The sequence below is a fragment of the Clostridium cylindrosporum DSM 605 genome (assembly GCF_001047375.1).
Lineage (GTDB): Bacteria > Bacillota > Clostridia > Clostridiales > Caloramatoraceae > Clostridium_AB > Clostridium_AB cylindrosporum.
The window spans coordinates 479,814-501,278 of the sequence record NZ_LFVU01000028.1; the positions used below are offsets into that span (position 1 = coordinate 479,814).

Consider the following 21,465-nt stretch of genomic DNA (forward strand, 5'->3'; position numbering starts at 1 on the left):
TAAGATATAAAATAAATTCTTATTAGTCTCAATTAATAAGTTTAGGATTCTCAATCTTAAACTTATTAAGATTATAATTTTGATTTAATTAGACTAACTATTTGAATCTAATATAGTATGCTTTTATATTAACTTAAAAAAGGACATAAAAATACCCCTCTTTGTGAGGGGTATAATATTATCTCTTTGAGAACTGTGACGCTCTTCTTGCTTTCTTTAAACCGTACTTCTTTCTTTCTACCATTCTTGGGTCTCTTGTTAGGTATCCAGCTCTTTTTAGTACTGGCTTGATGTCAGCATCAGCTTGAACTAGTGCTCTTGAAATACCATGTCTGATAGCTCCAGCTTGACCTGTGTAACCACCACCATGTACGTTTACAAGTACATCGTACTTTTCAAGTGTTCCAGTTAAATTAAGTGGTTGCTTAACAATAACCTTAAGTGTTTCTAGTCCAAAGTAGTTTTCTATGTCTCTCTTATTTACAACTATTTTTCCATCTCCAGGTACAAGTCTTACTCTTGCTACAGATGTCTTTCTTCTACCTGTTCCACAGTATTGTACTCTTTCCATTCGAAAATCCTCCCTTCAATCCACTAATTAATACTTAAATTCAAGAACTTCTGGCTTTTGAGCTGCATGATCATGCTCAGTTCCTCTGTATACTCTTAGCTTCTTGAACATTTGTCTTCCAAGAGATCCCTTTGGAAGCATTCTTCTAACTGCTTCTTCTACAGCTAACTCAGGCTTTTCTTCCATAATTTTCTTATAAGAAACTTCTTTTAGTCCACCTGGATATAGTGAGTGGTGTCTGTATAGTTTATCATTTAGCTTATTTCCTGTAAGAACAATCTTATCAGCATTAATAACTATAACGAAATCTCCAGTATCTACGTTTGGAGTAAATGTTGGCTTGTGCTTTCCTCTAAGAACTGTTGCTATTTGACTTGATAGTCTTCCTAGTGTCTTATCAGTAGCATCAACAACATACCATTTTCTTTGTACATCTTCGGCTTTTGCCATGTATGACTTCATTATTTTACCCTCCCTGATCTTAATTCAAAATCTTGTGTAAATATCTATCTTCAAAGATCCGGGGCTAGTGGATCTTAAATTAACCGTTTTACACCCTTATCTATTTTAATACATTGACCCTGGTGTGTCAATATTTAATAGTAAACTTTTTCAAGATAGAGTCCATGTGCCTGTGCTGTAATACCTGCACGTCTTCTATCTTTAGACTTTATAATATCACCTATAGAGTCATAGGGTATTCTTCCCCTACCAACATCTATAAGAGTACCTACAATTATTCTAACCATATTATATAGAAAACCATTTCCTTCTATGGTTACAGTTATATAGTCTCCATCTTTTGTAAGATTCAAGCTATATATTTCTCTGATTGAATCCTTAGTAGAGCCTCCTTGAGATTTAAATGATGAAAAATCATGCTCTCCTATAAAGTAGGTAGCTGCTTTTTGCATATGTTCGAAGTTTAGATTATATCCTACATGCCAATAATAATTTCTCATTAATGCTGGCTCCATTTTTCTATTAATGATTCTATAAGAATACATTTTTCCCTTGGTAGAATATATTGGATGAAAATCCATATCTACTTCCTCAGCATAAACAACAACGATATCCCTTGGAAGTCTTGAATTAATTGCACCTGGGATTTTGTGTGTAGGTATGGTGCTTTTAGTTTTAAAGCATACCACCTGCCCCCTAGCATGAACTCCTGAATCTGTTCTACTAGAACCCAGTATCTTAATATCTTCTTCAAAAAGGTCTATGATAACCTTTTCTAAAGTTTCTTCTATAGAAATTCCATTAATTTGTCTTTGCCATCCGCAGTAATTAGTACCATCATACTCTAATGTAAGCTTTATATTTCTCATTATAACTGCCTACTTAATATAGATATAATAAGTAATATCATTAGTGAAAAAGTTGCCAAGTAATCTCGCTTTTCTACCTTAAGCTGCTTAAGTCTAGTTCTTCCCTCTCCACCTCTATAACATCTTGCTTCCATAGCTGTTGCAAGATCTTCTGCTCTTCTAAATGAGCTTATAAATAATGGTACAAGAATTGGTACTAGGCTTTTTGCTCTTTTGACTATGGAACCTGATTCAAAATCAGCTCCCCTCGCCATTTGTGCTTTCATTATCTTATCTGTCTCTTCTATTAGAGTTGGTATAAATCTTAAAGCTATGGTCATCATCATAGCAAGTTCATGGGCAGGAAGTCCTATTTTTTTAAATGGATTTAAAAGTCTTTCTATTCCATCTGTTAATGCTATTGGCGATGTTGTAAGTGTTAATATCGATGTTCCAATAATTAAAAATACAAGCCTTAAAATCATAAATATAGCTGTGGAAGCACCTTGATCTGTTATCTTAAGTGGACCAAATCTATATATTACCTCTCCAGGTGTTAGAAATAAGTTTAGTACTGCAGTAAATACTATAATCCAAAGTATAGGCTTTAAGCCCTTAAAGATAAACTTTGGTGGTATCTTTGCTATAACTATTGTTAAAAAAGTAAACCCTGCCACGGCTATGTAACCATACAAGTTATTTACTATAAATAGTACAGCTATATATAATAACGACAATAATATCTTTACTCTCGGGTCAAGTTTATGTACAAATGATTTTCCAGGAATATACTGTCCTATTGTTATGTCTTTAAGCATTGTTATCTCTCCTTAAAAGATCAAGTATGGCTTTTTTTGCTTCCTCAACAGTAATAATATCATCACTTATATCAAACCCTCTTAGACGAAGCTCTCGTACAAGATAAGTTATTTGAGGAACTGCAAGCCCTATCTCCTCTAGAGTTTCAACTTCCTTAAATACTTCCTTAGGTGGACCCATTAATACATTACTACCCTTAGACATTACTATAAGTCTGTCTGCTACATTCGCCATATCTTCCATACTATGAGACACTAGAATTATTGTCATTTTATATTCATTATGAAGATTTTTTATCTCTCTTAATATTTCATCTCTTCCTTTAGGATCAAGTCCTGCAGTTGGTTCATCTAATATAAGTACTTCCGGTTCCATAGCAAGAACACCTGCTATTGCTATTCTTCTTCTTTGTCCACCACTTAAATCAAATGGTGATACATCCTTATACTTATTATAATCTATGCCAACTACCTTAAGAGCTCTTTTTACTCTATCTAATACTTCTTCATCAGATAGTCCAAGATTCTTAGGTCCAAAAGAGACGTCCTTTTCAATTGTTTCCTCAAAAAGCTGATATTCTGGGTACTGAAATACCAGTCCCACCTTTTGTCTTATTTTATTAAGATCCGCATCTTTTTCAGTTATACATACTTCATTTATATAAATATTTCCGCTAGTAGGCTTTAATAGCCCATTAAATTGTTGAATAAGAGTAGACTTACCAGAACCAGTATGTCCTATAAGCCCTATAAACTCACCATCTTTTATTTCAAGTGTAACTCCATTAAGTGCTATTTTCTCAAAGGGAGTTCCAACACCGTATTTATATGTTAAATTATCTACTTTAATCGACATATCTCATCCACCATCTCTTCTATGGTTAAAATATCTTCCTTTAAAGCTACTCCGCTTTGTCTCAATTTATATGAAAGTTCAGTCATTTGAGGTACATCAAGTCCTATTGTTTTAAGTTTTTCAACTTCTTTAAATACTTCCCTTGGAGTTCCTTCAATTATAGGATTTCCAGAATCCATTACTATGATTCTATCCGCCTGTGCTGCCTCTTCCATATAGTGTGTTATAAGAACAATAGTAATGTTTTCCTCTCTATTAAGCTTTTTAATAGTAGAAATAACTTCTCGTCTTCCTGATGGATCAAGCATAGCTGTCGGTTCATCAAGTATGATACACCTTGGTTTCATAGCAAGTACTCCTGCTATAGCCACTCTTTGCTTTTGTCCACCTGATAAAAGATGTGGACCATGTTCTTTATAGTCAATCATATTTACTGCGGTTAATGCTTCATCAACTCTTACTCTTATTTCCTCTGGAGGCACCCCAAGATTTTCAGGTCCAAATGCCACATCTTCCTCAACGATAGTTGCAACTATTTGATTATCTGGATTTTGAAATACCATTCCTGCTTTTTGTCTTATATTCCATATACTATTTTCTTCTTTTGTATTAAGCTCCTCAACAAATACATCCCCATCTTTTGGTAGAAGTATTGCGTTAAAATGCTTAGCAAGTGTTGATTTACCTGAACCATTATGTCCAAGGATAACAACAAATTCGCCTTCTTTTATAGAAACACTTACATCATTTAAAACTAGCTTTTCTGAATCCTCTGTTCTATATGAAAAATAAACATTTCTAGTAGATAACATATCTTTACTCATTTTTAAGCACCTACTTACCTTTTTAAGGTTCCTAATTTTAAGTATTATAAAAGGGATTAAGTATAGTCATACTTAACTTAATCCCAAATGAACCTATCTTAAGGAATAAGATATCTCTAAAGTCCTAAAAATCTATGTTAATTAAACAAGTTCAAGAATTACTACTTCTGCATTATCTCCTCTTCTTGGACCCATTTTAATTATTCTTGTATATCCACCATTTCTCTCTTGATACTTTGGCGCTATATCTGAAAACAGCTTAGCAACTACAGCTTCTTCAGTTACATATGCAAGAACTTGTCTTCTAGCGTGAAGATCTCCTCTTTTTCCTAGAGTTATCATCTTTTCAGCAATGCTTCTTACTTCTTTAGCTCTTGATTCTGTAGTTGTTATTCTTCCGTCTTCTGACTTAAAGAAGCTAGTTACAAGATTTCTTAGCATAGCTCTTCTTTGGTCAGTTGGACGACCTAGCTTACGGTATCCTGCCACTTAAATCCCTCCTATTCGTCGTTTTTTCTTAAATCAAAGCCTAGACCCTTTAGTTTTTGCTCTACTTCTTCTAGAGACTTTTTACCAAGGTTTCTAACCTTCATCATATCTTCTTCTGATTTTTGAACTAGTTCATAAACACTGTTGATTCCTGCTCTCTTTAGGCAGTTATATGATCTAACAGATAAATCTAGCTCTTCAATGGTCATTTCAAGGAATTTGTCTTTTTTGTCTTCTTCCTTCTCTACCATTATTTCAACATTATCATCGTGTCCTCCAAGGCTTAGGAACAGTTTAAAGTGTTCAATAAGTATCTTAGATGATATGCTTATAGCCTCATCTGGAGTTATTGATCCATTAGTCCATATCTCAAGAGTTAACTTATCATAGTCAGTAATTTGACCAACACGAGTATTTTCAACTGAGTAGTTTACTCTCTTAATTGGGGTATAGATTGAGTCTACAGGTATAACCCCTATAGGTTGATTAGTAGACTTATTCTTTTCCGCTGGAACATAACCTCTACCTCTGTCAATAGCAAGTTCCATATAAAGTCTTCCGCCCTCACTAACGGTAGCTATGTAGTGATCTTTATTAACAATCTCTACTCCACCATCAGACTTTATATCATCCCCTGTTACAACAGCTGGCCCAACTACATCTATAACAGCAGTCTTTGGAACTTCTCCTTCAACTTTAACTGCTAGACCCTTAATGTTAAGGATGATTTCCATTGCATCTTCTTTAACATTAGGAATAGTTGAGAACTCATGTAGAACTCCTTCAACTTTGATAGAGTTTACAGCAGCTCCTGGTAATGATGAAAGAAGCATTCTTCTCATTGAATTACCAAGAGTTGTACCATATCCTCTTTCAAGTGGTTCAATAACAAATTTAGCGTATGAACCATCCTCTGCACTTTCAACACATTCTAATCTTGGCTTTTCTATTTCTAACATTTATATTAACCCTCCTTTTTAAAAAAGGTAACCTAAAAATGGCGAGGGCAACTGATTCTTCACCAAAATTACTTACTATATAGCTCGACGATTAGAGTTTCGTTAACTGGTATATCAACATCTTCTCTTACTGGAAGAGCTACAACTGATGCTTCCATCTTGTCTTTATCTACTGTAAGCCATGCTGGAGTATGAGCAACAGTTTCAGCCATAGCCTTAAACTTTTCGCTTGCCTTACTCTTATCCTTAAGAGCAATAACATCTCCTACTTCTACTTGGTATGAAGGTATTGTCACCTTTTTACCATTTACTGTAAAGTGTCCATGTCTTACTAATTGTCTAGCTTCTGGTCTTGATCCACCAAATCCTAGTCTATAGATAACATTGTCAATTCTAGTTTCAAGAATTCTTACAAGGTTTTCCCCTGCAATACCTCTTTGTCTTTCAGCATCTTCATAGTAACCTCTAAATTGAGATTCTAATACTCCGTAAATTCTCTTAGCCTTTTGCTTTTCTCTTAACTGAATTCCGTAGTTAGTTAGCTTCTTTCTCCCTTGTCCGTGTTGTCCCGGAGCATAAGGTCTTCTAGCTATAGGACATTTATCTCCATAGCACTTTTCGCTTTTTAGATATAATCTAACGCCTTCTCTTCTACATAATTTACAAACTGGTCCTGTATATCTTGCCATTTACTTTACACCTCCTATCAATTAGACTCTTCTTCTCTTTGGTGGTCTACATCCGTTATGTGGGATTGGAGTTACGTCCTTTATTAGACTTACCTCAAGACCTGCAGCTTGAAGTGCTCTAATAGCAGCTTCTCTACCTGATCCTGGTCCCTTAACATAAACTTCTACACTCTTCATTCCGTGATCAACTGCAACCTTTGCAGCAGTTTCAGCTGCCATTTGTGCAGCAAAAGGAGTGCTCTTTCTTGAACCTCTAAATCCAAGTCCACCAGCACTTGCCCATGAAATTGCATTTCCGGCAGTGTCAGTCAGAGTAACTATTGTATTGTTAAATGTTGATTGTATGTGAGCTGCGCCACGGTCAACATTTTTACGTTCTCTTCTTCTTTTAACTTTCTTACCTTTTTGAGCCGCCATTCATCTTCCCTCCTTGATTACTTTTTCTTTCTACCGCTTACAGTTCTCTTAGGTCCTTTTCTTGTTCTAGCATTAGTCTTAGTCTTTTGACCTCTACATGGAAGACCTCTTCTATGTCTCATTCCTCTGTAAGAACCGATTTCCATAAGTCTCTTAATGTTAAGAGCTACTGTTCTTCTTAAGTCACCTTCAACTGTGAAACTTTTGCTGATACAATCTCTAAGCATGTTAACTTCTTCTTCAGTTAGATTCTTAACTCTTGTATCAGGGCTAATACCAGTTTCAGCAAGTATTTGTTGTGCACTTGGCTTACCAATTCCAAATATATAAGTAAGTGCTATTTCTACTCTTTTTTCTCTTGGTATGTCAACACCAGCTATTCTAGCCATTTAACTTCTACACCTCCTGTGTTAATTCGAATTCGAAAATATTTATATTAAACACCAAATAATAATTTAGTGCAGCCGCGTTCTAATTAACCTTGCTTTTGCTTATGCTTTGGATTTTCGCATATAACCATTACTCTGCCATGTCTTCTTATAACTTTACATTTTTCGCATATAGGTTTTACAGATGGTCTAACCTTCATGGCTATTCCTCCTTTTTTATACTACTTTGCTCTCCATACTATTCTACCACGACTTAAGTCGTAAGGTGAAACATTAACCGTCACCTTATCACCTGGAAGAATTCTTATAAAATTCATTCTAAGCTTTCCTGATATGTGAGCTACTATTTTGTGGCCATTTTCAAGTTCTACTTGAAAAGTAGCATTTGGCAGCGATTCTAGTACTGTTCCTTGTAGTTCTATTACATCATCCTTTGCCATTCGGTAACAAACCTCCTTATAACAAGTTCATTGACTGCAGGCATTTTCGAAGATCTGCGTCAAGTACTTTTTTCCCATCTTTTAGTCTTTCCTTTATTTCTAAAGCTAAACTATCATGAAGAACTAAATGCTTAACTTTTTTCTTCTTAGGATTGCCTATCTTTCGAAGATTTCCATCTGCTAGAAGTACATATTCACTACTGACTATGCCAACTACGATGAAGTATCTATCCTTATCTCTACCTGCCCTTGAATGTACAATCTGTCCTAGGGTTATTTCACCCATCATGCATTCACCTCTATTTTATAAGTGTGAGTATTTCAGGACCATTTTCTAATATTGCAACTGTATTCTCATAGTGAGCAGATAGTTTTCCGTCAGTTGTAACCACAGTCCATCCATCTGACAGTTGCTCTGCTGCATATACTCCAAGATTAACCATTGGTTCTATAGCAAGCACCATGCCTCGAGCAAGTTTTGGGCCTCTACCAGCCTTTCCATAGTTAGGAACTGAAGGCTCTTCATGTAGTGATTTACCTATTCCGTGACCTACATAGTCTCTTACTAGAGAGAATCCGTAACCTTCGGCATATCTTTGCACCGCATTTGAAATATCTCCAATTCTTTTTCCTATATAAGCATGTTTTATGCCTTCAAAGAAGCTTTGCTCTGTAACATCTATCAGCTTTTTAGCTTCATCTGAGATGCTTCCAACAGCAAATGTTCTTGCTGCATCACCATGGAATCCTTTAAAGTATGCCCCACAGTCAACACTGATTATGTCACCTTCCTGCAATACTCTTTTTGATGATGGTATTCCATGAACTATTTCTTCATTTACTGATGCACATATTGATCCAGGGAAGCCGCCATATCCCTTAAAGGATGGACGTGCACCTGAATTAAGTATATATTCTTCTGCAATCTTATCAAGTTCTAAAGTTGTAATTCCTGGTCTAACAGCTTCTTCTAATTTTAGTAAAGTTTCTGCTACAATCATTCCTGCCTTACGCATCATATCTATTTCATTACTTGACTTTAGATAAATCATTACTTATCGCTCCCTAGGGCCTTGCAGATGTCTTCGAATACCTTATCAATATCCTTTTCACCTTCAATAGCTCTAAGTAGTCCCTTTATCTCATAGTATTCTATTAGAGGTTTAGTTTGAGTTCCATATACCTCTAACCTACTTGATACTGTATCAATGTTATCATCTGCTCTTTGAACAAGTTCAGCTGAGCAGTAGTCACATATGCCTTCCTTCTTAGGTGGATTAAACACCATATGGAAACTAGCTCCACAAGATAAGCACACTCTTCTACCTGTTAATCTATCAACAAGTGCCTTGTCAGCAACTGCGATATTTATAACATGGTCAAGTGATGTGTTCATAGATTCAAGTGCCTTAGTTAAAGCTTCTGCTTGAGCTACTGTTCTTGGGAAACCGTCTAGCATAAATCCATTTTTACAGTCATCTTCCTTAAGTCTATCTTCAACTATTGCTATAGTAAGTTCATCAGGAACTAGCTGGCCCTTATCTATATAAGACTTAGCCTCAACTCCAAGTGGAGTCCCTTCCTTAATGTTCTTTCTAAAAATATCTCCAGTTGAGATATGAGGAATTCCAAACTTATCTATTATGAATTTTGCCTGTGTTCCTTTTCCTGATCCTGGAGGTCCAAGCAATACTATTCTCATTTAACCATCTCCATTAAATCTATTTTAAGAAACCGCCATAGTTTTTCATAACTAACTGAGCTCTTACTTGCTTTCTAAGCTCTAGTGCAACATTAACCATGATTAACATAGTTGTACCACCTAATTGAAAATTCTTCAAGTGTGGTGCAAATTGCGCTAGTAATATCGGAATAATTGCAACTATTGAAGCAAATATACCTCCGATAAATGTCATTCTATTTAATACATTCGTTAAGAAGTTCTCTGTAGGATGTCCTGGTCTAATACCTGGTATAAAACCTCCACTTTTTTGAAGATTTTCAGCCATTTCATCAGGTTTAAAAGTAACTGATGTATAGAACCAAGTAAAGAATATAATAAATAGAACGTAAACAATTGGATAGATTGGTCCATTAATACTTAAAAGTCCCTTTTCAAATAGCTGACGCCATTGACTAGATGGAGCTAAAAATAGTTGTGATATAACTAAAGGAAATTGCATAACTGACATTGCAAAAATGATAGCTATAACTCCTGTTGAGTTTACGTTTATTGGAATGTGAGTGTTTTGACCTCCAAAGGTCTTTGCACCAACTTTCCTTTGAGCGTATTGAACAGGAACTCTTCTTTCCCCTAAATCCATAATAACTATTCCTATTATAACAAGTATAGCAAAAATTATTATTAATGCTACCTGCATTATATTCATAGTTCCACCTTTTACAAGAACACCTAATTCATACCCTAAACTAGGTATCTTAGCAATAATTCCTGTAAAGATTATTAATGATGAACCATTTCCAATTCCATACTCTGTGATCTTTTCACCTAACCACATTACAAATAAAGTACCTGTTGTCAAAGTAATCATTACTGTAATTAGATTTAGTGCAGAACCATTAGCCAAGACTTTATTTACACTTAAATATACAGCCATACTAAATGATTGTAAAAGTGCAAATCCAACTGTTAAGTATCTGGTTATTTCAGCTATTTTCTTTCTACCATCTTGCCCCTCTTTTTGAAGTTGCTCTAGCCTTGGAAGGGCTATTGTAAGCAAACTCATAATAATTGAAGCTGTAATGTATGGACTTATACCCATAGCAAAAATACTAAAGTTTTTAAATCCACCACCTGAAAGAATATCAAGGAATCCGAAGAATAAACCGCCCTCTACCATTTGCTGTAAGGCTGCTCTATTGATATCAGGAACAGGAATAAAAATACCTGCCCTGAATACCATTAAAAGTGCCAAAGTAACAAAGAGTTTCTTCCTTAAATCAGGAATACTCCATGCGTTGCGTAAGGTTTTAAACAATTTATATCACCTCTACCTTGCCTCCGGCTGCTTCAATCTTCTTAGCTGCTGATTCTGTGAACTTAGCTGCTTTAACTGTAAGCTTCTTTGTAAGCTCTCCGTTTCCTAGAACCTTAACACCGTCACCTAGGTTCTTAAGTACCTTTGTTTCCTTAAGAAGTTCTGGTGTAACTTCTGTTCCATCTTCGAATCTATTTAGAGTTTCTATGTTGATTTCAGCATAGTTTTTAGCAAAGATATTAGTGAAACCTCTCTTTGGAAGTCTTCTATGAAGTGGCATTTGCCCTCCTTCAAATCCTGGTCTTACTCCACCACCTGAACGTGAACCTTGACCTTTTTGTCCTCTTCCTGATGTTTTACCTTGACCTGTTGCAGTACCTCTACCTTTTCTCTTTGGCTCCTTTACTGAACCGGGAGCTGGTCTTAATTCGTGAAGTCTCATTTTCGCACCTCCCTCTATATTAAACTTCTTCTACTTTTACCATGAAATTTATCTTGTTTATCATACCTCTGATTTGAGGTGTAACATCGTGTTCAACAGATGATCCTAGCTTATTTAGTCCTAGTGCCTTTACTGTTGCTTTTTGGTCAGGTTTCTTTCCGATTAAGCTCTTAGTTAGCGTTACTTTTACTTTAGCCACTGTTAATCCCTCCTAACCTAGTATTTCTTCTACAGTCTTTCCTCTTAGCTTTGCAATTTGCTCAACTGTTTTCATGTTGGAAAGTCCGTTTAGTGTTGCATTAACCATATTTCTTGGATTGTTTGAACCAAGTGACTTAGCTCTAACATCCTTAAGTCCTGCTAGTTCAAGTACGGCACGCACTGGTCCCCCAGCGATAACCCCTGTACCTTCTACTGCTGGCATTATTAGTACTCTTCCAGCACCATATTCTCCGATTGAATCGTGTGGTACTGTAGTTTCTACCATTTCTACCTTTATAAGGTTTTTCTTAGCGTCTTCTATAGCTTTTCTAATAGCTTCTGGAACTTCAGTTGCTTTACCGATACCAGTTCCTACATGTCCGTTTTCGTCACCAACTACTACAAGGGCGCTGAATCTAAAGTTTCTACCACCCTTAACAACCTTAGCAACTCTGTTTATAAATACAACCTTTTCTTTAAGGTTTAACTTGCTAGGATCGACTCTCATCTGTTTCCCTCCTTCTTCAATTAGAAGTTAAGGCCTGCTTCTCTCGCTGCTTCTGCAAGTACCTTAACTCTTCCGTGATAAATGTATCCGCCTCTATCAAATACTACATCACTTATGCCGCTTTCAAGTGCTCTCTTAGCAATAAGTTCTCCAACAACCTTAGCTGCTTCCTTATTACTTCCAAGTGCTAGCTTGCCTTTAAGTTCTTTGTCGATTGATGAAGCTGCTACTAGTGTCTTACCTTCAACATCATTTATAATTTGAGCATATATTTGCTTTTCACTTCTAAATACGTTTAATCTTGGACGACCAGCCGTACCAGTTACCTTCTTACGAACTCTTAGATGTCTTTTTTCTCTTTGTCCGTTTTTGGATGGCTTATTAATCATACAAAGCTCACTCCTTTCCTATTACTTCTTACCTGTCTTACCTTCTTTACGTCTAACTACTTCGTCAGCGTACTTAATTCCCTTACCCTTGTATGGTTCAGGTGGTCTTACACTTCTGATGTTAGCAGAAATATGTCCTACAAGTTCCTTGTCAATTCCGTTAACAATTATTTGGTTTGGACCTGGAACATCTAGTGTAATTCCTTCTACTTCTTCTATTTCAACTGGATGTGAATATCCAACGTTTAATACTATCTTCTTACCTTGCTTAGCTACCTTGTAACCAACACCAACAAGGTCTAGTGTTTTCTTGTATCCTTCTGATACTCCAACAACCATATTATTAATTAATGCTCTAGTTAATCCATGTAGTGATCTTACTTCTTTTTCATCGTTTGGTCTAGTTACAACCACTTGGCTGTCTTCAACCGCGATGTTTATTTGCTTGCTCATTCCCTTAGTTAAAGTTCCCTTAGAACCTTTTACTGTTACAACGTTGTTAGAATCAACAGTAACAGTTACTCCTTGTGGAAGAGCAACTGGAAGTCTACCTACTCTTGACATAATCGCACCTCCTATTGATTCTTATTACCAAATGTAACAAATAACTTCTCCACCAATACCTTCAGTTCTAGCCTTCTTATCAGTCATTATACCGTTAGAAGTTGAAAGTACTGCTGTTCCAAGCCCACCAAGAACCTTTGGTATATTGTCCTTTTGAGCGTATATTCTAAGACCTGGCTTTGAAATTCTTCTTAGTCCAGTTATTACTCTTTCTTTGTTTGTTCCGTACTTTAATGTTAGTTTAAGCATTGGAACTGCTCCATCAACATAATCTTCTGACTTAGCTAGGTATCCTTCTTGAACTAGGATATCAGCCACTGCCTTCTTTATTTTTGAAGCAGGAAGTTCCACGCTTTCGTGTCTCACTATATTTGCATTTCTGATACGAGTTAACATATCAGCTATTGGATCAGTCATAACCATAGTTACTGCCTCCTTTCACTTATAAGTAAATTACCAGCTTGCTTTCTTGCATCCTGGAATTTCTCCCTTGTATGCAAGTTCTCTAAAGCAAATTCTGCAGATTCCAAATTTCTTTAATACAGAGTGTGGTCTACCACATATTCTGCATCTTGTATATGCTCTGGAAGAAAACTTTGGTTCCTTCTTCCATTTTTCTATCATCGCCTTACGTGCCACAATATTGCCTCCTTAATTACTGAGCAAAAGGCATTCCAAGAAGCTTTAGTAATTCCTTAGCTTCTTCGTCTGTCTTCGCTGTAGTAACGAATATTATATCCATACCTCTTAACTTTTCAATCTTATCATACTCAACTTCAGGGAATATAAGTTGTTCCTTAACTCCTAGAGCATAATTTCCTCTACCGTCAAAAGCCTTTCCTGAAACTCCCTTGAAGTCTCTAACTCTTGGTAGTGCAACATTAACAAGTCTGTCTACGAATTCATACATCTTAGCTCCTCTTAATGTTACCTTACATCCTAAAGGCATACCTTCTCTTATTTTGAAGTTAGCTACTGATTTCTTAGCTCTAGTAACTATAGCCTTTTGTCCTGAAATTAGTGTTAAATCGCTAACAGCAGCGTCAAGAAGCTTTGAGTTATCCTTAGCATCTCCACATCCCATGTTAACAACTACTTTTTCTATTTTTGGTACTTGCATAATGCTTTTGTAACCGAACTTTTCACGCATTGCAGCTACCACTTCATTTTCATACTTATCTCTAAGTCTTGGTGTCATTTAGAAAACCTCCCTTCTGCTTTTATAAAGTTTCATTACATTTTTTGCAGTATCTTACCTTAGAACCGTCTTCTAAGAATTTGTGTGCTACTCTAGTTGCTTTATCGCACTTCTTGCAGTATAGCATTACGTTAGAAGCATGTATTGATGCTTCCTTCTTAACGATTCCGCCTTCTCTATTAGCAGCATTAGGCTTAACATGTTTTGTTATCATATTAACGTCCTTAACGATTACTCTGTTTGACTTAGGGATAACCTTTAAAACTTCGCCTATTTTCTTTGAATCTTTACCTGCTATAACACATACAGTGTCTCCTCTTTTAACGTGAACCTTTGCCACTTAAGCCACCTCCTACTCTTTATAGTACTTCCGGTGCAAGTGAAAGAATCTTTGTGAATTCTTTTTCTCTAAGTTCTCTTGCAACAGGTCCGAAAATTCTTGTTCCTCTTGGGTTCTTATCATCCTTGATAATTACCGCAGCGTTTTCATCGAACTTTATATATGAACCGTCTGCTCTTCTTACACCCTTTACTGATCTAACGATAACAGCCTTAACTACGTCACCTTTTTTAACAACCCCGCCAGGTGTTGCACTCTTAACGCTAGCTACTATTATGTCACCTATGTTTCCCCATTTTCTCTTTGAGCCACCAAGGACACGTATGCACATAATTTCTTTTGCTCCAGAGTTGTCTGCCACTCTTAGCCTTGTTTGTTGCTGAATCATGAAAGTAACCTCCTCTCCGCTTTAATTACTTCGCTCTTTCAAGGATTTCAACAAGTCTCCATCTTTTATCCTTACTTAATGGTCTTGTTTCCATTATCTTAACTGTATCTCCAACTTTAGCTGAATTGTCTTCATCATGAGCCTTGAACTTTGTAGTTCTGTTCATTGTTTTATTATAAAGTGGATGTCTAACCTTAGTTGCCACGGCTACTACGATAGTCTTATCCATCTTGTCTGAAACAATCTTGCCTATCCTAACTTTTCTTAGTCCTCTTTCCAATGGAAGTACCTCCCTTCATTATCTATCGCTATCTTTAAGCTCTTTTTCTCTAAGGATGGTCTTAAGCTGAGCTATTGACTTTTTAACTTCTTTGATTCTTGATGGGTTTTCTAACTGGCCTGTAGCAAGTTGGAATCTAAGGTTAAAAAGTTCAGCTTTAAGTTCCATAACTTTTCCTTGTATTTCTAAAACGTTGTTTTCACGAACTGCACTTAACTCTTTAGCCTTCATTTACTTCACCACCCATTTCTTCGAAGTCTCTTCTCGTAACGAACTTAGTCTTCATAGGAAGCTTATGCATAGCAAGTCTCATAGCTTCTCTAGCTGTATCTTCAGGAACTCCTGTAAGTTCGAAAAGTATTCTGCCAGGTTTAACTACAGCTACCCAGTATTCTGGTGATCCCTTACCTGAACCCATACGAGTTTCAGCAGGCTTTTGTGTTACTGGCTTATCTGGGAACACTTTTATCCAAAGTTTTCCCCCTCTTCTGATGTATCTATTTATAGCAATTCTTGCAGCTTCGATTTGGTTGCTTGTTATCCAACCGCATTCTAAAGCCTGGATTGCGTAATCTCCGTAAGCGATAAAGTTACCTCTTGTAGCTTTACCAGTCATTCTACCACGTTGAACCTTACGATGTTTTACTCTCTTAGGCATTAACATTACGTTATTCCTCCTTCCTGTATAAGTCTCAAATTACTTCTTTGAAGTTTCCTTTTTTTCTCTTTCCATAGGAGTTGCAAGTTCTCTTCTCTTTCCAAGAACTTCACCCTTGTAAATCCAAACCTTAACACCGATTTTACCGTATGTTGTGTTTGCTTCAGCAAATCCGTAATCAATGTCAGCTCTTAGTGTTTGTAGTGGAATAGTACCTTCGTTGTATCCTTCAGTTCTAGCCATTTCAGCTCCACCTAGTCTACCTGCACATGCAGTCTTGATACCCTTTATTCCAAATTTCATTGATCTAGAAATTGTTTGCTTCATAGCCTTTCTAAATGAAACTCTCTTTTCAAGTTGAAGAGCTATGTTTTCAGCAACAAGTTGTGCATCAGTTTCAGGGTTCTTAACTTCAACAATATTAATAAGAACATTCTTTGAAGTCATCTTTTGGATTTGTTTCTTTAATTCTTCAACACCTGCTCCGCCTTTTCCGATTACGATTCCTGGCTTCGCTGTAAAGATGTTTATCTTAACTCTATTTGCAGTTCTTTCAATTGTTGTTCTTGAAATACCAGCTGTATAAAGCTTATTCTTAATGAATTTTCTTATTTGGTTGTCTTCAATTAGTTGGTCTGCAAAATTCTTCTTGTCTGCATACCATTTTGCACTCCACTCTTTGATTACACCTACTCTTAGTCCGTGTGGATTAACTTTTTGTCCCACGCTTTGACCCTCCTTCCGAGATTATGCTCTTTCTTTAACTGCCATTGTAATATGGCTAGTTCTCTTTAATATTCTAAATGCTCTACCTTGAGCGTGTGGTCTGTATCTCTTTAGTGAAGGTCCTTGACCTACGAATGTTTCTGATACATAAAGCTTTGATACATCCATCTTGTTGTTGTTTTCAGCGTTTGCTATAGCTGATTTAAGAAGCTTTTCTACAACAGGAGCAGCTGCTCTTGGTGTGTGCTTAAGTATAGCTATTGCTTCTCCAACGTTTTTTCCTCTTATTAAATTAAGTACAACTCTAACCTTTAGAGGAGACATTCTAATATATTTAGCGTATGCTCTTGCTTCCATTTTAGCGCCCTCCTTTCACTATCTTCTCTTTGATGACTTTTCGTCGTAGTCATGTCCTCTGTATGTTCTTGTAGGTGCAAATTCACCAAGCTTATGTCCTATCATGTCTTCAGTAACATATACTGGAACATGTTTTCTTCCATCATAAACTGCGATTGTGTGACCTGCCATTTGTGGGAATATTGTTGAACTTCTTGACCAAGTCTTTAATACCTTCTTTTCTCCTGACTTGTTCATTTCAATTATTCTCTTTAAAAGTACTTCTTGTACAAATGGTCCTTTTTTAAGTGATCTACTCAATGTTCGTGCCTCCCTTCACAAGGTTATTAAGATTAAGGATGATGATCGCATAAGAGCTTTCCTATGCGGTCATGCTACTTCCTTACTACTTCTTCTTTCTTGTCTTAACAATAAACTTATCTGAGTACTTGTTATTCTTTCTTGTCTTATATCCAAGGGCTGGTTTACCCCATGGAGTAACTGGAGATGGTCTACCGATAGGTGATCTACCTTCCCCTCCACCGTGTGGGTGATCATTAGGGTTCATTACAGAACCTCTAACTGTAGGTCTAATACCCATATGTCTCTTCTTACCAGCTTTACCTATGTTAACAAGTTCATGTGATAGGTTACCAATTGTTCCAACAGTAGCCTTACAATCAGTTCTTACTAGTCTAACTTCACCACTTGGTAGTCTTACTTGTGAGTAAGTTTCTTCCTTAGCCATTAGTTGAGCCTCAGCTCCTGCTGATCTAACTAATTGACCACCCTTACCTGGGAAAAGTTCGATGTTGTGAATTGTAGTACCAACTGGGATATTCTTTATTGGTAGTGCATTACCAATCTTAATATCAGCTTCTGGTCCTGATACAACTGTATCTCCAACCTTTAGTCCGTTTGGAGCTAGGATGTATCTCTTTTCTCCATCAACATAGCTTAGTAGCGCTATAAACGCTGTTCTGTTTGGATCATACTCTATTTGAGTAACCTTTGCAGGTATTCCATCCTTATCTCTCTTAAAATCGATAAGTCTGTACTTTATTTTAGCTCCGCCACCTCTGTGACGAACAGTTATTCTACCGTGTGCATTTCTACCTGAATGCTTTTTTAGGGCAACTAGAAGTGACTTCTCTGGAGTCGCGTTCTTAGTTAGTTCTTCGAAAGTTAAAACAGTCATGTTTCTTCTTCCGGCAGAAGTTGGTCTATAAACCTTTATACCCATTCGTATTCCCTCCTATCGTTCGCTTATCTGACTTATGTCAATAACGGCTTTCTATCTATTTAAGAAGATTAAGCGTTAAATCCTTCAAAGAATTCTATAGCCTTGCTATCAGCTGTTAGCTTAATAACTGCTTTCTTGAAAGAAGCTCTTCTTCCTATGCTACGTCCTACTCTCTTAAGCTTTCCATCGTAGTTAAGAGTCTTAACGTCTTCTACCTTAACTCCGAATACTTCTTCAACTGCTCTCTTTATCATTGACTTATTTGAGTCAACGTGTACCATGAAGGTGTATTGTCTGTCAGCCATTTGAGCCATTGACTTTTCAGTTATAACTGGCTTTATTATTACATCGTAATTTGTTAGCTTCATTATGCGTACACCTCCTCAACCTTTTCAACTGCATCCTTAGTAATCATCATTTTTTCATACTTAAGAATGTCATATACATTTAGATTGTTAACTGGAATTACATGAGCACCTACTAGATTTCTTACTGACTTGTAGATGTTTTCATTTGATTCCTTAACTACTATTAGAGTCTTCTTAACGTCAAACTTGCTTAGAAGTTCAACAATTGCCTTAGTCTTTGGAGCTTCCATGCTTAGGTCTTCTAGAACGATTATTTCGTTACTAGCTACCTTTGATGATAAAGCTGACTTAAGAGCTAGTCTCTTTACCTTCTTTGGTACTGAGAAGCTGTAATCTCTTGGCTTTGGTGCGAATACAATTCCACCGTGTGCCCATTGTGGAGCTCTGATTGAACCTTGTCTTGCTCTACCAGTTCCCTTTTGTCTCCATGGCTTAATGCCACCTCCACGAACTTCAGCTCTTGTAAGTGCTGATTGAGTTCCTTGTCTCTTATTTGCAAGTTGCATCTTAACTACTTGATGCATAACTTCTGGATTAATTTCTACTCCGAACACTGCATCTGAAAGTTCGATTTCTCCAACCTTTTCTGCATTTACGTTAAATAAAGTTACCTTTGACATGTGTGTTTCCTCCTTTCCCCTCAAGATTAAGCCTTAACTGTATTCTTGATCATTACTAGACCCTTCTTAGGTCCTGGAACCGCTCCTCTAATAAGGATTAGGTTTCTTTCAGCATCAACTCTAACTATTTCAAGATTTTGAGTTGTAGTCTTTACAGCTCCCATGTGTCCTGGCATCTTCTTACCCTTAAATGTTCTTGATGGGAATGATGCAGCACCCATTGAACCTACTCCTCTGTGGTACTTAGAACCGTGAGTCATTGGCCCTCTGCTGAAGTTCCACTTCTTAATAGTTCCTGCGAAACCTTTACCCTTTGATGTTCCTGTAACGTCAACCTTATCTCCTGCTTCAAAAACATCAACCTTTATTTCGCTTCCTACTTCGTAAGTAGTTGTATCTTCAAGTCTGAATTCCTTCAGATATCTCTTTATTGAAACATTTGCCTTAGCAAATTGCCCCTTTACTGGTTGGTTAAGAAGCTTTTCTCTCACGTCTCCGTATCCAACCTTTATAGCATTGTAACCATCAGTTTCTTCAGTTTTCTTTTGAATAACTACACATGGTCCTGCTTCTATAACTGTTACTGGAATTACTCTTCCGATTTCATCGAATATTTGAGTCATCCCTATCTTTTTTCCTAATATAGCCTTCTTCAATGTTCGCACCTCCTCAGTTAATTAGCGGAATGCCTTGGCATTCATAACAACTTTTAATTAAAGCTTTATTTCGATTTCAACTCCAGCTGGTAGATCTAGTCTCATTAGAGAATCTACAGTCTTTTGAGTTGGGTTAAGAATATCAACAAGTCTCTTATGAGTTCTGATTTCGAATTGCTCTCTAGAATCCTTGTACTTGTGAACAGCTCTTAGTATTGTAACTACATCCTTTTCAGTTGGTAGTGGTACTGGACCTGATACCTTAGCTCCAGTTTTCTTTGCTGTTTCAACTATTCTTTGTGCTGATGCATCTAATAAATTGTGATCAAATGCCTTTAGCTTGATTCTTATTTTTTGCTTTGCCATAAAATATTTCCCTCCTTTTCATCGCACGTCTTATTTTTACTACGCACAACAAAAGTCATTCTGTACACTTCCCCTGGTGTGTCTATACCTTGCAGAAATTTAAAGTACAGAACTCTTGTCGCCCGATTCTTGATCAGGACATTCTCCACAAGAATTCCCCTTAAGGTGGCAACCTCTTGCTTCATCGCATCCTAGATAATTCACAACTCTTATATTCTACTACATTTTAAAATAAATATCAAGAGTTACATGAATTTCTTTTTCGTGTTTTATACAAAGTTTCTATCACGTTTTTATATTGTAGCATTATTTTTTTATTTGTACAACAGTTACACTTAAATCTTTATATTCTGACATCTTATTTTGTAATTAATATAATAGATTGAAATTTCAATATTTAATGTATAGCTTTCTTCTGGTACTTTTTCCCTATAACCTCAACACTATCTATAGTAACTAGTGCTCCTTCATCTATACTATTTATAATTTCCTTAAGCTTTGCTATTTCAAGACGGGTTATAACTACATATATAACTTCTGTTGGTATACCAGTGTATCCTCCTCGAGCATCGATAAGAGTTACCCCTCTACCAAGCCTTGCCATTAGCGCATCAGCTATTTCCTCGTGCCTGTTTGATATTATCATTGCAGCCTTCGATTCATTTAACCCTTCTACCGTAACATCTATTACTTTATAGGCTATGAAATATGCAATTAAAGAGTACATTGCTCTATCCCATCCAAATAATATTCCTGAACTACCTAGTATAAAAATATTAAAGAACATAACTATTTCACCAACAGAAAATCCTGTTCTCTTATCCATTATTATTGCAATTATTTCTGTCCCATCAAGTGAACCACTATTTTTTATTATGAGTCCAACTCCGACTCCAAGTATTATACCTCCAAATATAGCTGCTAAAAGCACATCATCTGTTAAAGGTGATATTGGTTTAAAATATGTTAAGAATGTAGAAAAAATAGCTATAGAATATAAACTAGATATTGCAAAGGTCTTTCCTATATGTTTATACCCTATAAATAGAAATGGTAAATTTAAAATAAAAGTAAATACCCCAAGTGATATCTTCGTAATGTAACTCGCCATTATAGATATGCCGACAATTCCTCCGTCTATTATATTATTCGGAATTAAAAAAACCTCAAGTCCTAAGGATGCTAGTACTGCTCCAAGTGTCATAAAAAAAATTCGGAGTCCATGTTTTAGTATTTTATTTTTTATTTTTGTCATATATCCTCCTCCTAAATCTTATATATATAAATAATAACATAGTAGATTTAAGATAATTGTAAAAAAAAAAGAGAAAAGATTTCTCTTTTCTCTTTTTATACTAAAAACTAAAATTATTCAGCTGATATTGATGAAACAACTCCAGCCCCTACTGTTCTTCCACCTT

Annotated in this window: 39 protein-coding genes; all 39 read right to left on the bottom strand. The window is 36.2% G+C overall.

The genetic code is table 11. The features are described 5' to 3' along the window. Positions 1-178 precede the first annotated feature (178 nt). Positions 179-571 (bottom strand): 30S ribosomal protein S9, encoded by a 393-nt coding sequence (rpsI, locus tag CLCY_RS13055; protein ID WP_048571573.1) that lies wholly within the window; start codon positions 569-571, stop codon positions 179-181. 27 nt (positions 572-598) lie between these two features. Further along, positions 599-1,033: a 50S ribosomal protein L13 gene (gene rplM, locus CLCY_RS13060; RefSeq protein WP_048571574.1), complete on the bottom strand. Its 435-nt coding sequence runs from the start codon at positions 1,031-1,033 to the stop codon at positions 599-601. Between the two features lie 134 nt (positions 1,034-1,167). After that, complete coding sequence (truA, locus tag CLCY_RS13065) at positions 1,168-1,902, bottom strand: tRNA pseudouridine(38-40) synthase TruA (RefSeq protein ID WP_048571575.1); 735 nt, start codon at positions 1,900-1,902, stop codon at positions 1,168-1,170. After that, complete coding sequence (locus CLCY_RS13070) at positions 1,902-2,699, bottom strand: energy-coupling factor transporter transmembrane component T family protein (RefSeq protein WP_048571576.1); 798 nt, start codon at positions 2,697-2,699, stop codon at positions 1,902-1,904. Before CLCY_RS13070 ends, truA begins: the two co-directional genes overlap by 1 nt. Beyond that, entirely contained in the window at positions 2,692-3,555 is an 864-nt protein-coding gene (locus CLCY_RS13075) for an energy-coupling factor transporter ATPase (protein ID WP_048571577.1), read from the bottom strand. The genes CLCY_RS13070 and CLCY_RS13075 overlap by 8 nt, the downstream gene beginning before the upstream one ends. Beyond that, positions 3,540-4,379: an energy-coupling factor transporter ATPase gene (locus tag CLCY_RS13080; RefSeq protein ID WP_048571578.1), complete on the bottom strand. Its 840-nt coding sequence runs from the start codon at positions 4,377-4,379 to the stop codon at positions 3,540-3,542. Before CLCY_RS13080 ends, CLCY_RS13075 begins: the two co-directional genes overlap by 16 nt. Positions 4,380-4,520: 141 nt before the next feature. Further along, the gene (gene rplQ / locus CLCY_RS13085) at positions 4,521-4,868 is read right to left on the bottom strand and encodes a 50S ribosomal protein L17 (protein WP_048571579.1); all 348 of its coding nucleotides are present in this window, start codon (positions 4,866-4,868) and stop codon (positions 4,521-4,523) included. A gap of 11 nt (positions 4,869-4,879) precedes the next feature. Further along, positions 4,880-5,827 (bottom strand): DNA-directed RNA polymerase subunit alpha, encoded by a 948-nt coding sequence (locus CLCY_RS13090; protein ID WP_048571580.1) that lies wholly within the window; start codon positions 5,825-5,827, stop codon positions 4,880-4,882. A 68-nt stretch (positions 5,828-5,895) separates the two neighbouring features. Then, positions 5,896-6,516, bottom strand: coding sequence for a 30S ribosomal protein S4 (rpsD, locus tag CLCY_RS13095; protein ID WP_048571581.1), 621 nt, complete (start codon positions 6,514-6,516; stop codon positions 5,896-5,898). Positions 6,517-6,537: 21 nt separating this feature from the next. After that, on the bottom strand, positions 6,538-6,933 hold the full coding sequence (gene rpsK / locus CLCY_RS13100) for a 30S ribosomal protein S11 (RefSeq protein WP_048571582.1): 396 nt from the start codon (positions 6,931-6,933) through the stop codon (positions 6,538-6,540). Between the two features lie 17 nt (positions 6,934-6,950). Further along, complete coding sequence (gene rpsM, locus CLCY_RS13105; RefSeq protein ID WP_048571583.1) at positions 6,951-7,322, bottom strand: 30S ribosomal protein S13; 372 nt, start codon at positions 7,320-7,322, stop codon at positions 6,951-6,953. A gap of 86 nt (positions 7,323-7,408) precedes the next feature. Then, on the bottom strand, positions 7,409-7,522 hold the full coding sequence (gene rpmJ / locus CLCY_RS13110) for a 50S ribosomal protein L36 (protein ID WP_048571584.1): 114 nt from the start codon (positions 7,520-7,522) through the stop codon (positions 7,409-7,411). A 21-nt stretch (positions 7,523-7,543) separates the two neighbouring features. Continuing rightward, on the bottom strand, positions 7,544-7,762 hold the full coding sequence (infA, locus tag CLCY_RS13115; RefSeq protein ID WP_048571585.1) for a translation initiation factor IF-1: 219 nt from the start codon (positions 7,760-7,762) through the stop codon (positions 7,544-7,546). A gap of 16 nt (positions 7,763-7,778) precedes the next feature. Next, positions 7,779-8,051 carry a KOW domain-containing RNA-binding protein gene (locus CLCY_RS13120; RefSeq protein WP_242844985.1) on the bottom strand — a complete coding sequence of 91 codons (273 nt, stop codon included), beginning with the start codon at positions 8,049-8,051 and terminating at the stop codon, positions 7,779-7,781. Between the two features lie 10 nt (positions 8,052-8,061). Next, the gene (gene map / locus CLCY_RS13125) at positions 8,062-8,814 is read right to left on the bottom strand and encodes a type I methionyl aminopeptidase (RefSeq protein WP_048571587.1); all 753 of its coding nucleotides are present in this window, start codon (positions 8,812-8,814) and stop codon (positions 8,062-8,064) included. Then, positions 8,814-9,464, bottom strand: coding sequence for an adenylate kinase (locus CLCY_RS13130; RefSeq protein ID WP_048571588.1), 651 nt, complete (start codon positions 9,462-9,464; stop codon positions 8,814-8,816). The genes map and CLCY_RS13130 overlap by 1 nt, the downstream gene beginning before the upstream one ends. A gap of 19 nt (positions 9,465-9,483) precedes the next feature. After that, positions 9,484-10,761: a preprotein translocase subunit SecY gene (gene secY / locus CLCY_RS13135; protein WP_048571589.1), complete on the bottom strand. Its 1,278-nt coding sequence runs from the start codon at positions 10,759-10,761 to the stop codon at positions 9,484-9,486. A gap of 1 nt (position 10,762) precedes the next feature. Then, complete coding sequence (rplO, locus tag CLCY_RS13140) at positions 10,763-11,203, bottom strand: 50S ribosomal protein L15 (protein ID WP_048571590.1); 441 nt, start codon at positions 11,201-11,203, stop codon at positions 10,763-10,765. Positions 11,204-11,222: 19 nt separating this feature from the next. Further along, positions 11,223-11,402 carry a 50S ribosomal protein L30 gene (gene rpmD, locus CLCY_RS13145; protein WP_048571591.1) on the bottom strand — a complete coding sequence of 60 codons (180 nt, stop codon included), beginning with the start codon at positions 11,400-11,402 and terminating at the stop codon, positions 11,223-11,225. A 12-nt stretch (positions 11,403-11,414) separates the two neighbouring features. Continuing rightward, positions 11,415-11,912, bottom strand: a complete 498-nt coding sequence (gene rpsE, locus CLCY_RS13150; protein WP_048571592.1) for a 30S ribosomal protein S5 — start codon at positions 11,910-11,912, stop codon at positions 11,415-11,417. A gap of 20 nt (positions 11,913-11,932) precedes the next feature. Continuing rightward, positions 11,933-12,301 (bottom strand): 50S ribosomal protein L18, encoded by a 369-nt coding sequence (gene rplR / locus CLCY_RS13155; RefSeq protein ID WP_048571593.1) that lies wholly within the window; start codon positions 12,299-12,301, stop codon positions 11,933-11,935. Positions 12,302-12,322: 21 nt separating this feature from the next. Next, positions 12,323-12,865 carry a 50S ribosomal protein L6 gene (gene rplF / locus CLCY_RS13160; RefSeq protein ID WP_048571594.1) on the bottom strand — a complete coding sequence of 181 codons (543 nt, stop codon included), beginning with the start codon at positions 12,863-12,865 and terminating at the stop codon, positions 12,323-12,325. 24 nt (positions 12,866-12,889) lie between these two features. After that, a complete protein-coding gene (rpsH, locus tag CLCY_RS13165; protein WP_048571595.1) occupies positions 12,890-13,288 on the bottom strand; it encodes a 30S ribosomal protein S8 in 399 nt (132 codons plus the stop codon). A gap of 30 nt (positions 13,289-13,318) precedes the next feature. Further along, a complete protein-coding gene (locus CLCY_RS13170; RefSeq protein ID WP_048571596.1) occupies positions 13,319-13,504 on the bottom strand; it encodes a type Z 30S ribosomal protein S14 in 186 nt (61 codons plus the stop codon). Positions 13,505-13,520: 16 nt separating this feature from the next. Next, on the bottom strand, positions 13,521-14,063 hold the full coding sequence (rplE, locus tag CLCY_RS13175; protein WP_048571597.1) for a 50S ribosomal protein L5: 543 nt from the start codon (positions 14,061-14,063) through the stop codon (positions 13,521-13,523). Positions 14,064-14,085: 22 nt separating this feature from the next. After that, positions 14,086-14,403, bottom strand: coding sequence for a 50S ribosomal protein L24 (rplX, locus tag CLCY_RS13180; protein ID WP_048571598.1), 318 nt, complete (start codon positions 14,401-14,403; stop codon positions 14,086-14,088). Between the two features lie 19 nt (positions 14,404-14,422). Beyond that, positions 14,423-14,791: a 50S ribosomal protein L14 gene (rplN, locus tag CLCY_RS13185; protein WP_048571599.1), complete on the bottom strand. Its 369-nt coding sequence runs from the start codon at positions 14,789-14,791 to the stop codon at positions 14,423-14,425. Positions 14,792-14,816: 25 nt separating this feature from the next. Beyond that, the gene (gene rpsQ / locus CLCY_RS13190) at positions 14,817-15,071 is read right to left on the bottom strand and encodes a 30S ribosomal protein S17 (protein ID WP_048571600.1); all 255 of its coding nucleotides are present in this window, start codon (positions 15,069-15,071) and stop codon (positions 14,817-14,819) included. Between the two features lie 18 nt (positions 15,072-15,089). After that, positions 15,090-15,302, bottom strand: coding sequence for a 50S ribosomal protein L29 (gene rpmC / locus CLCY_RS13195; protein WP_048571601.1), 213 nt, complete (start codon positions 15,300-15,302; stop codon positions 15,090-15,092). Continuing rightward, positions 15,292-15,735, bottom strand: coding sequence for a 50S ribosomal protein L16 (gene rplP, locus CLCY_RS13200; RefSeq protein ID WP_048571602.1), 444 nt, complete (start codon positions 15,733-15,735; stop codon positions 15,292-15,294). The genes rpmC and rplP overlap by 11 nt, the downstream gene beginning before the upstream one ends. 33 nt (positions 15,736-15,768) lie before the next feature. Continuing rightward, positions 15,769-16,455 (bottom strand): 30S ribosomal protein S3, encoded by a 687-nt coding sequence (gene rpsC / locus CLCY_RS13205; RefSeq protein ID WP_048571603.1) that lies wholly within the window; start codon positions 16,453-16,455, stop codon positions 15,769-15,771. 21 nt (positions 16,456-16,476) lie between these two features. Then, positions 16,477-16,812: a 50S ribosomal protein L22 gene (rplV, locus tag CLCY_RS13210; protein WP_048571604.1), complete on the bottom strand. Its 336-nt coding sequence runs from the start codon at positions 16,810-16,812 to the stop codon at positions 16,477-16,479. An 18-nt stretch (positions 16,813-16,830) separates the two neighbouring features. Further along, on the bottom strand, positions 16,831-17,112 hold the full coding sequence (rpsS, locus tag CLCY_RS13215) for a 30S ribosomal protein S19 (RefSeq protein ID WP_048571605.1): 282 nt from the start codon (positions 17,110-17,112) through the stop codon (positions 16,831-16,833). Between the two features lie 85 nt (positions 17,113-17,197). Further along, positions 17,198-18,034 (bottom strand): 50S ribosomal protein L2, encoded by an 837-nt coding sequence (gene rplB, locus CLCY_RS13220; RefSeq protein WP_048571606.1) that lies wholly within the window; start codon positions 18,032-18,034, stop codon positions 17,198-17,200. Between the two features lie 68 nt (positions 18,035-18,102). Continuing rightward, on the bottom strand, positions 18,103-18,402 hold the full coding sequence (gene rplW, locus CLCY_RS13225) for a 50S ribosomal protein L23 (protein ID WP_048571607.1): 300 nt from the start codon (positions 18,400-18,402) through the stop codon (positions 18,103-18,105). Beyond that, entirely contained in the window at positions 18,402-19,022 is a 621-nt protein-coding gene (gene rplD, locus CLCY_RS13230; RefSeq protein WP_048571608.1) for a 50S ribosomal protein L4, read from the bottom strand. Before rplD ends, rplW begins: the two co-directional genes overlap by 1 nt. Positions 19,023-19,048: 26 nt before the next feature. Continuing rightward, a complete protein-coding gene (gene rplC / locus CLCY_RS13235; RefSeq protein ID WP_048571609.1) occupies positions 19,049-19,678 on the bottom strand; it encodes a 50S ribosomal protein L3 in 630 nt (209 codons plus the stop codon). Positions 19,679-19,735: 57 nt separating this feature from the next. Beyond that, positions 19,736-20,044, bottom strand: a complete 309-nt coding sequence (gene rpsJ / locus CLCY_RS13240) for a 30S ribosomal protein S10 (protein WP_048571610.1) — start codon at positions 20,042-20,044, stop codon at positions 19,736-19,738. Positions 20,045-20,441: 397 nt separating this feature from the next. Further along, the gene (locus tag CLCY_RS13245) at positions 20,442-21,299 is read right to left on the bottom strand and encodes a YitT family protein (RefSeq protein WP_048571611.1); all 858 of its coding nucleotides are present in this window, start codon (positions 21,297-21,299) and stop codon (positions 20,442-20,444) included. Positions 21,300-21,465: the final 166 nt, after the last annotated feature.

Coding starts and splice junctions, on each gene's coding strand:
- rplB (WP_048571606.1), bottom strand. CDS start 18,034: ATGGGTATAAAGGTTTATAGACCAACTTCTGCCGGAAGAAGAAACATG.
- CLCY_RS13090 (WP_048571580.1), bottom strand. CDS start 5,827: ATGTTAGAAATAGAAAAGCCAAGATTAGAATGTGTTGAAAGTGCAGAG.
- CLCY_RS13080 (WP_048571578.1), bottom strand. CDS start 4,379: ATGAGTAAAGATATGTTATCTACTAGAAATGTTTATTTTTCATATAGA.
- CLCY_RS13075 (WP_048571577.1), bottom strand. CDS start 3,555: ATGTCGATTAAAGTAGATAATTTAACATATAAATACGGTGTTGGAACT.
- rplP (WP_048571602.1), bottom strand. CDS start 15,735: ATGTTAATGCCTAAGAGAGTAAAACATCGTAAGGTTCAACGTGGTAGA.
- rpsD (WP_048571581.1), bottom strand. CDS start 6,516: ATGGCAAGATATACAGGACCAGTTTGTAAATTATGTAGAAGAGAAGGC.
- rpsH (WP_048571595.1), bottom strand. CDS start 13,288: ATGGTTATGACTGATCCAATAGCTGATATGTTAACTCGTATCAGAAAT.
- rpsM (WP_048571583.1), bottom strand. CDS start 7,322: ATGGCTAGAATAGCTGGTGTTGACATACCAAGAGAAAAAAGAGTAGAA.
- map (WP_048571587.1), bottom strand. CDS start 8,814: ATGATTTATCTAAAGTCAAGTAATGAAATAGATATGATGCGTAAGGCA.
- rplF (WP_048571594.1), bottom strand. CDS start 12,865: ATGTCAAGAGTAGGTAGACTTCCAGTTGCTCTTCCACAAGGAGTAACT.
- rplE (WP_048571597.1), bottom strand. CDS start 14,063: ATGACACCAAGACTTAGAGATAAGTATGAAAATGAAGTGGTAGCTGCA.
- rplR (WP_048571593.1), bottom strand. CDS start 12,301: ATGATTAATAAGCCATCCAAAAACGGACAAAGAGAAAAAAGACATCTA.
- rplV (WP_048571604.1), bottom strand. CDS start 16,812: ATGGAAGCAAGAGCATACGCTAAATATATTAGAATGTCTCCTCTAAAG.
- infA (WP_048571585.1), bottom strand. CDS start 7,762: ATGGCAAAGGATGATGTAATAGAACTACAAGGAACAGTACTAGAATCG.
- rpsJ (WP_048571610.1), bottom strand. CDS start 20,044: ATGGCAAAGCAAAAAATAAGAATCAAGCTAAAGGCATTTGATCACAAT.
- rplO (WP_048571590.1), bottom strand. CDS start 11,203: ATGAGACTTCACGAATTAAGACCAGCTCCCGGTTCAGTAAAGGAGCCA.
- rplW (WP_048571607.1), bottom strand. CDS start 18,402: ATGAAGCTAACAAATTACGATGTAATAATAAAGCCAGTTATAACTGAA.
- CLCY_RS13130 (WP_048571588.1), bottom strand. CDS start 9,464: ATGAGAATAGTATTGCTTGGACCTCCAGGATCAGGAAAAGGAACACAG.
- CLCY_RS13245 (WP_048571611.1), bottom strand. CDS start 21,299: ATGACAAAAATAAAAAATAAAATACTAAAACATGGACTCCGAATTTTT.
- truA (WP_048571575.1), bottom strand. CDS start 1,902: ATGAGAAATATAAAGCTTACATTAGAGTATGATGGTACTAATTACTGC.
- rpmJ (WP_048571584.1), bottom strand. CDS start 7,522: ATGAAGGTTAGACCATCTGTAAAACCTATATGCGAAAAATGTAAAGTT.
- rplD (WP_048571608.1), bottom strand. CDS start 19,022: ATGTCAAAGGTAACTTTATTTAACGTAAATGCAGAAAAGGTTGGAGAA.
- CLCY_RS13120 (WP_242844985.1), bottom strand. CDS start 8,051: ATGATGGGTGAAATAACCCTAGGACAGATTGTACATTCAAGGGCAGGT.
- rpsK (WP_048571582.1), bottom strand. CDS start 6,933: ATGGCGGCTCAAAAAGGTAAGAAAGTTAAAAGAAGAAGAGAACGTAAA.
- rplN (WP_048571599.1), bottom strand. CDS start 14,791: ATGATTCAGCAACAAACAAGGCTAAGAGTGGCAGACAACTCTGGAGCA.
- rpsE (WP_048571592.1), bottom strand. CDS start 11,912: ATGAGAGTCGATCCTAGCAAGTTAAACCTTAAAGAAAAGGTTGTATTT.
- rpmC (WP_048571601.1), bottom strand. CDS start 15,302: ATGAAGGCTAAAGAGTTAAGTGCAGTTCGTGAAAACAACGTTTTAGAA.
- rplM (WP_048571574.1), bottom strand. CDS start 1,033: ATGAAGTCATACATGGCAAAAGCCGAAGATGTACAAAGAAAATGGTAT.
- CLCY_RS13070 (WP_048571576.1), bottom strand. CDS start 2,699: ATGCTTAAAGACATAACAATAGGACAGTATATTCCTGGAAAATCATTT.
- rpsI (WP_048571573.1), bottom strand. CDS start 571: ATGGAAAGAGTACAATACTGTGGAACAGGTAGAAGAAAGACATCTGTA.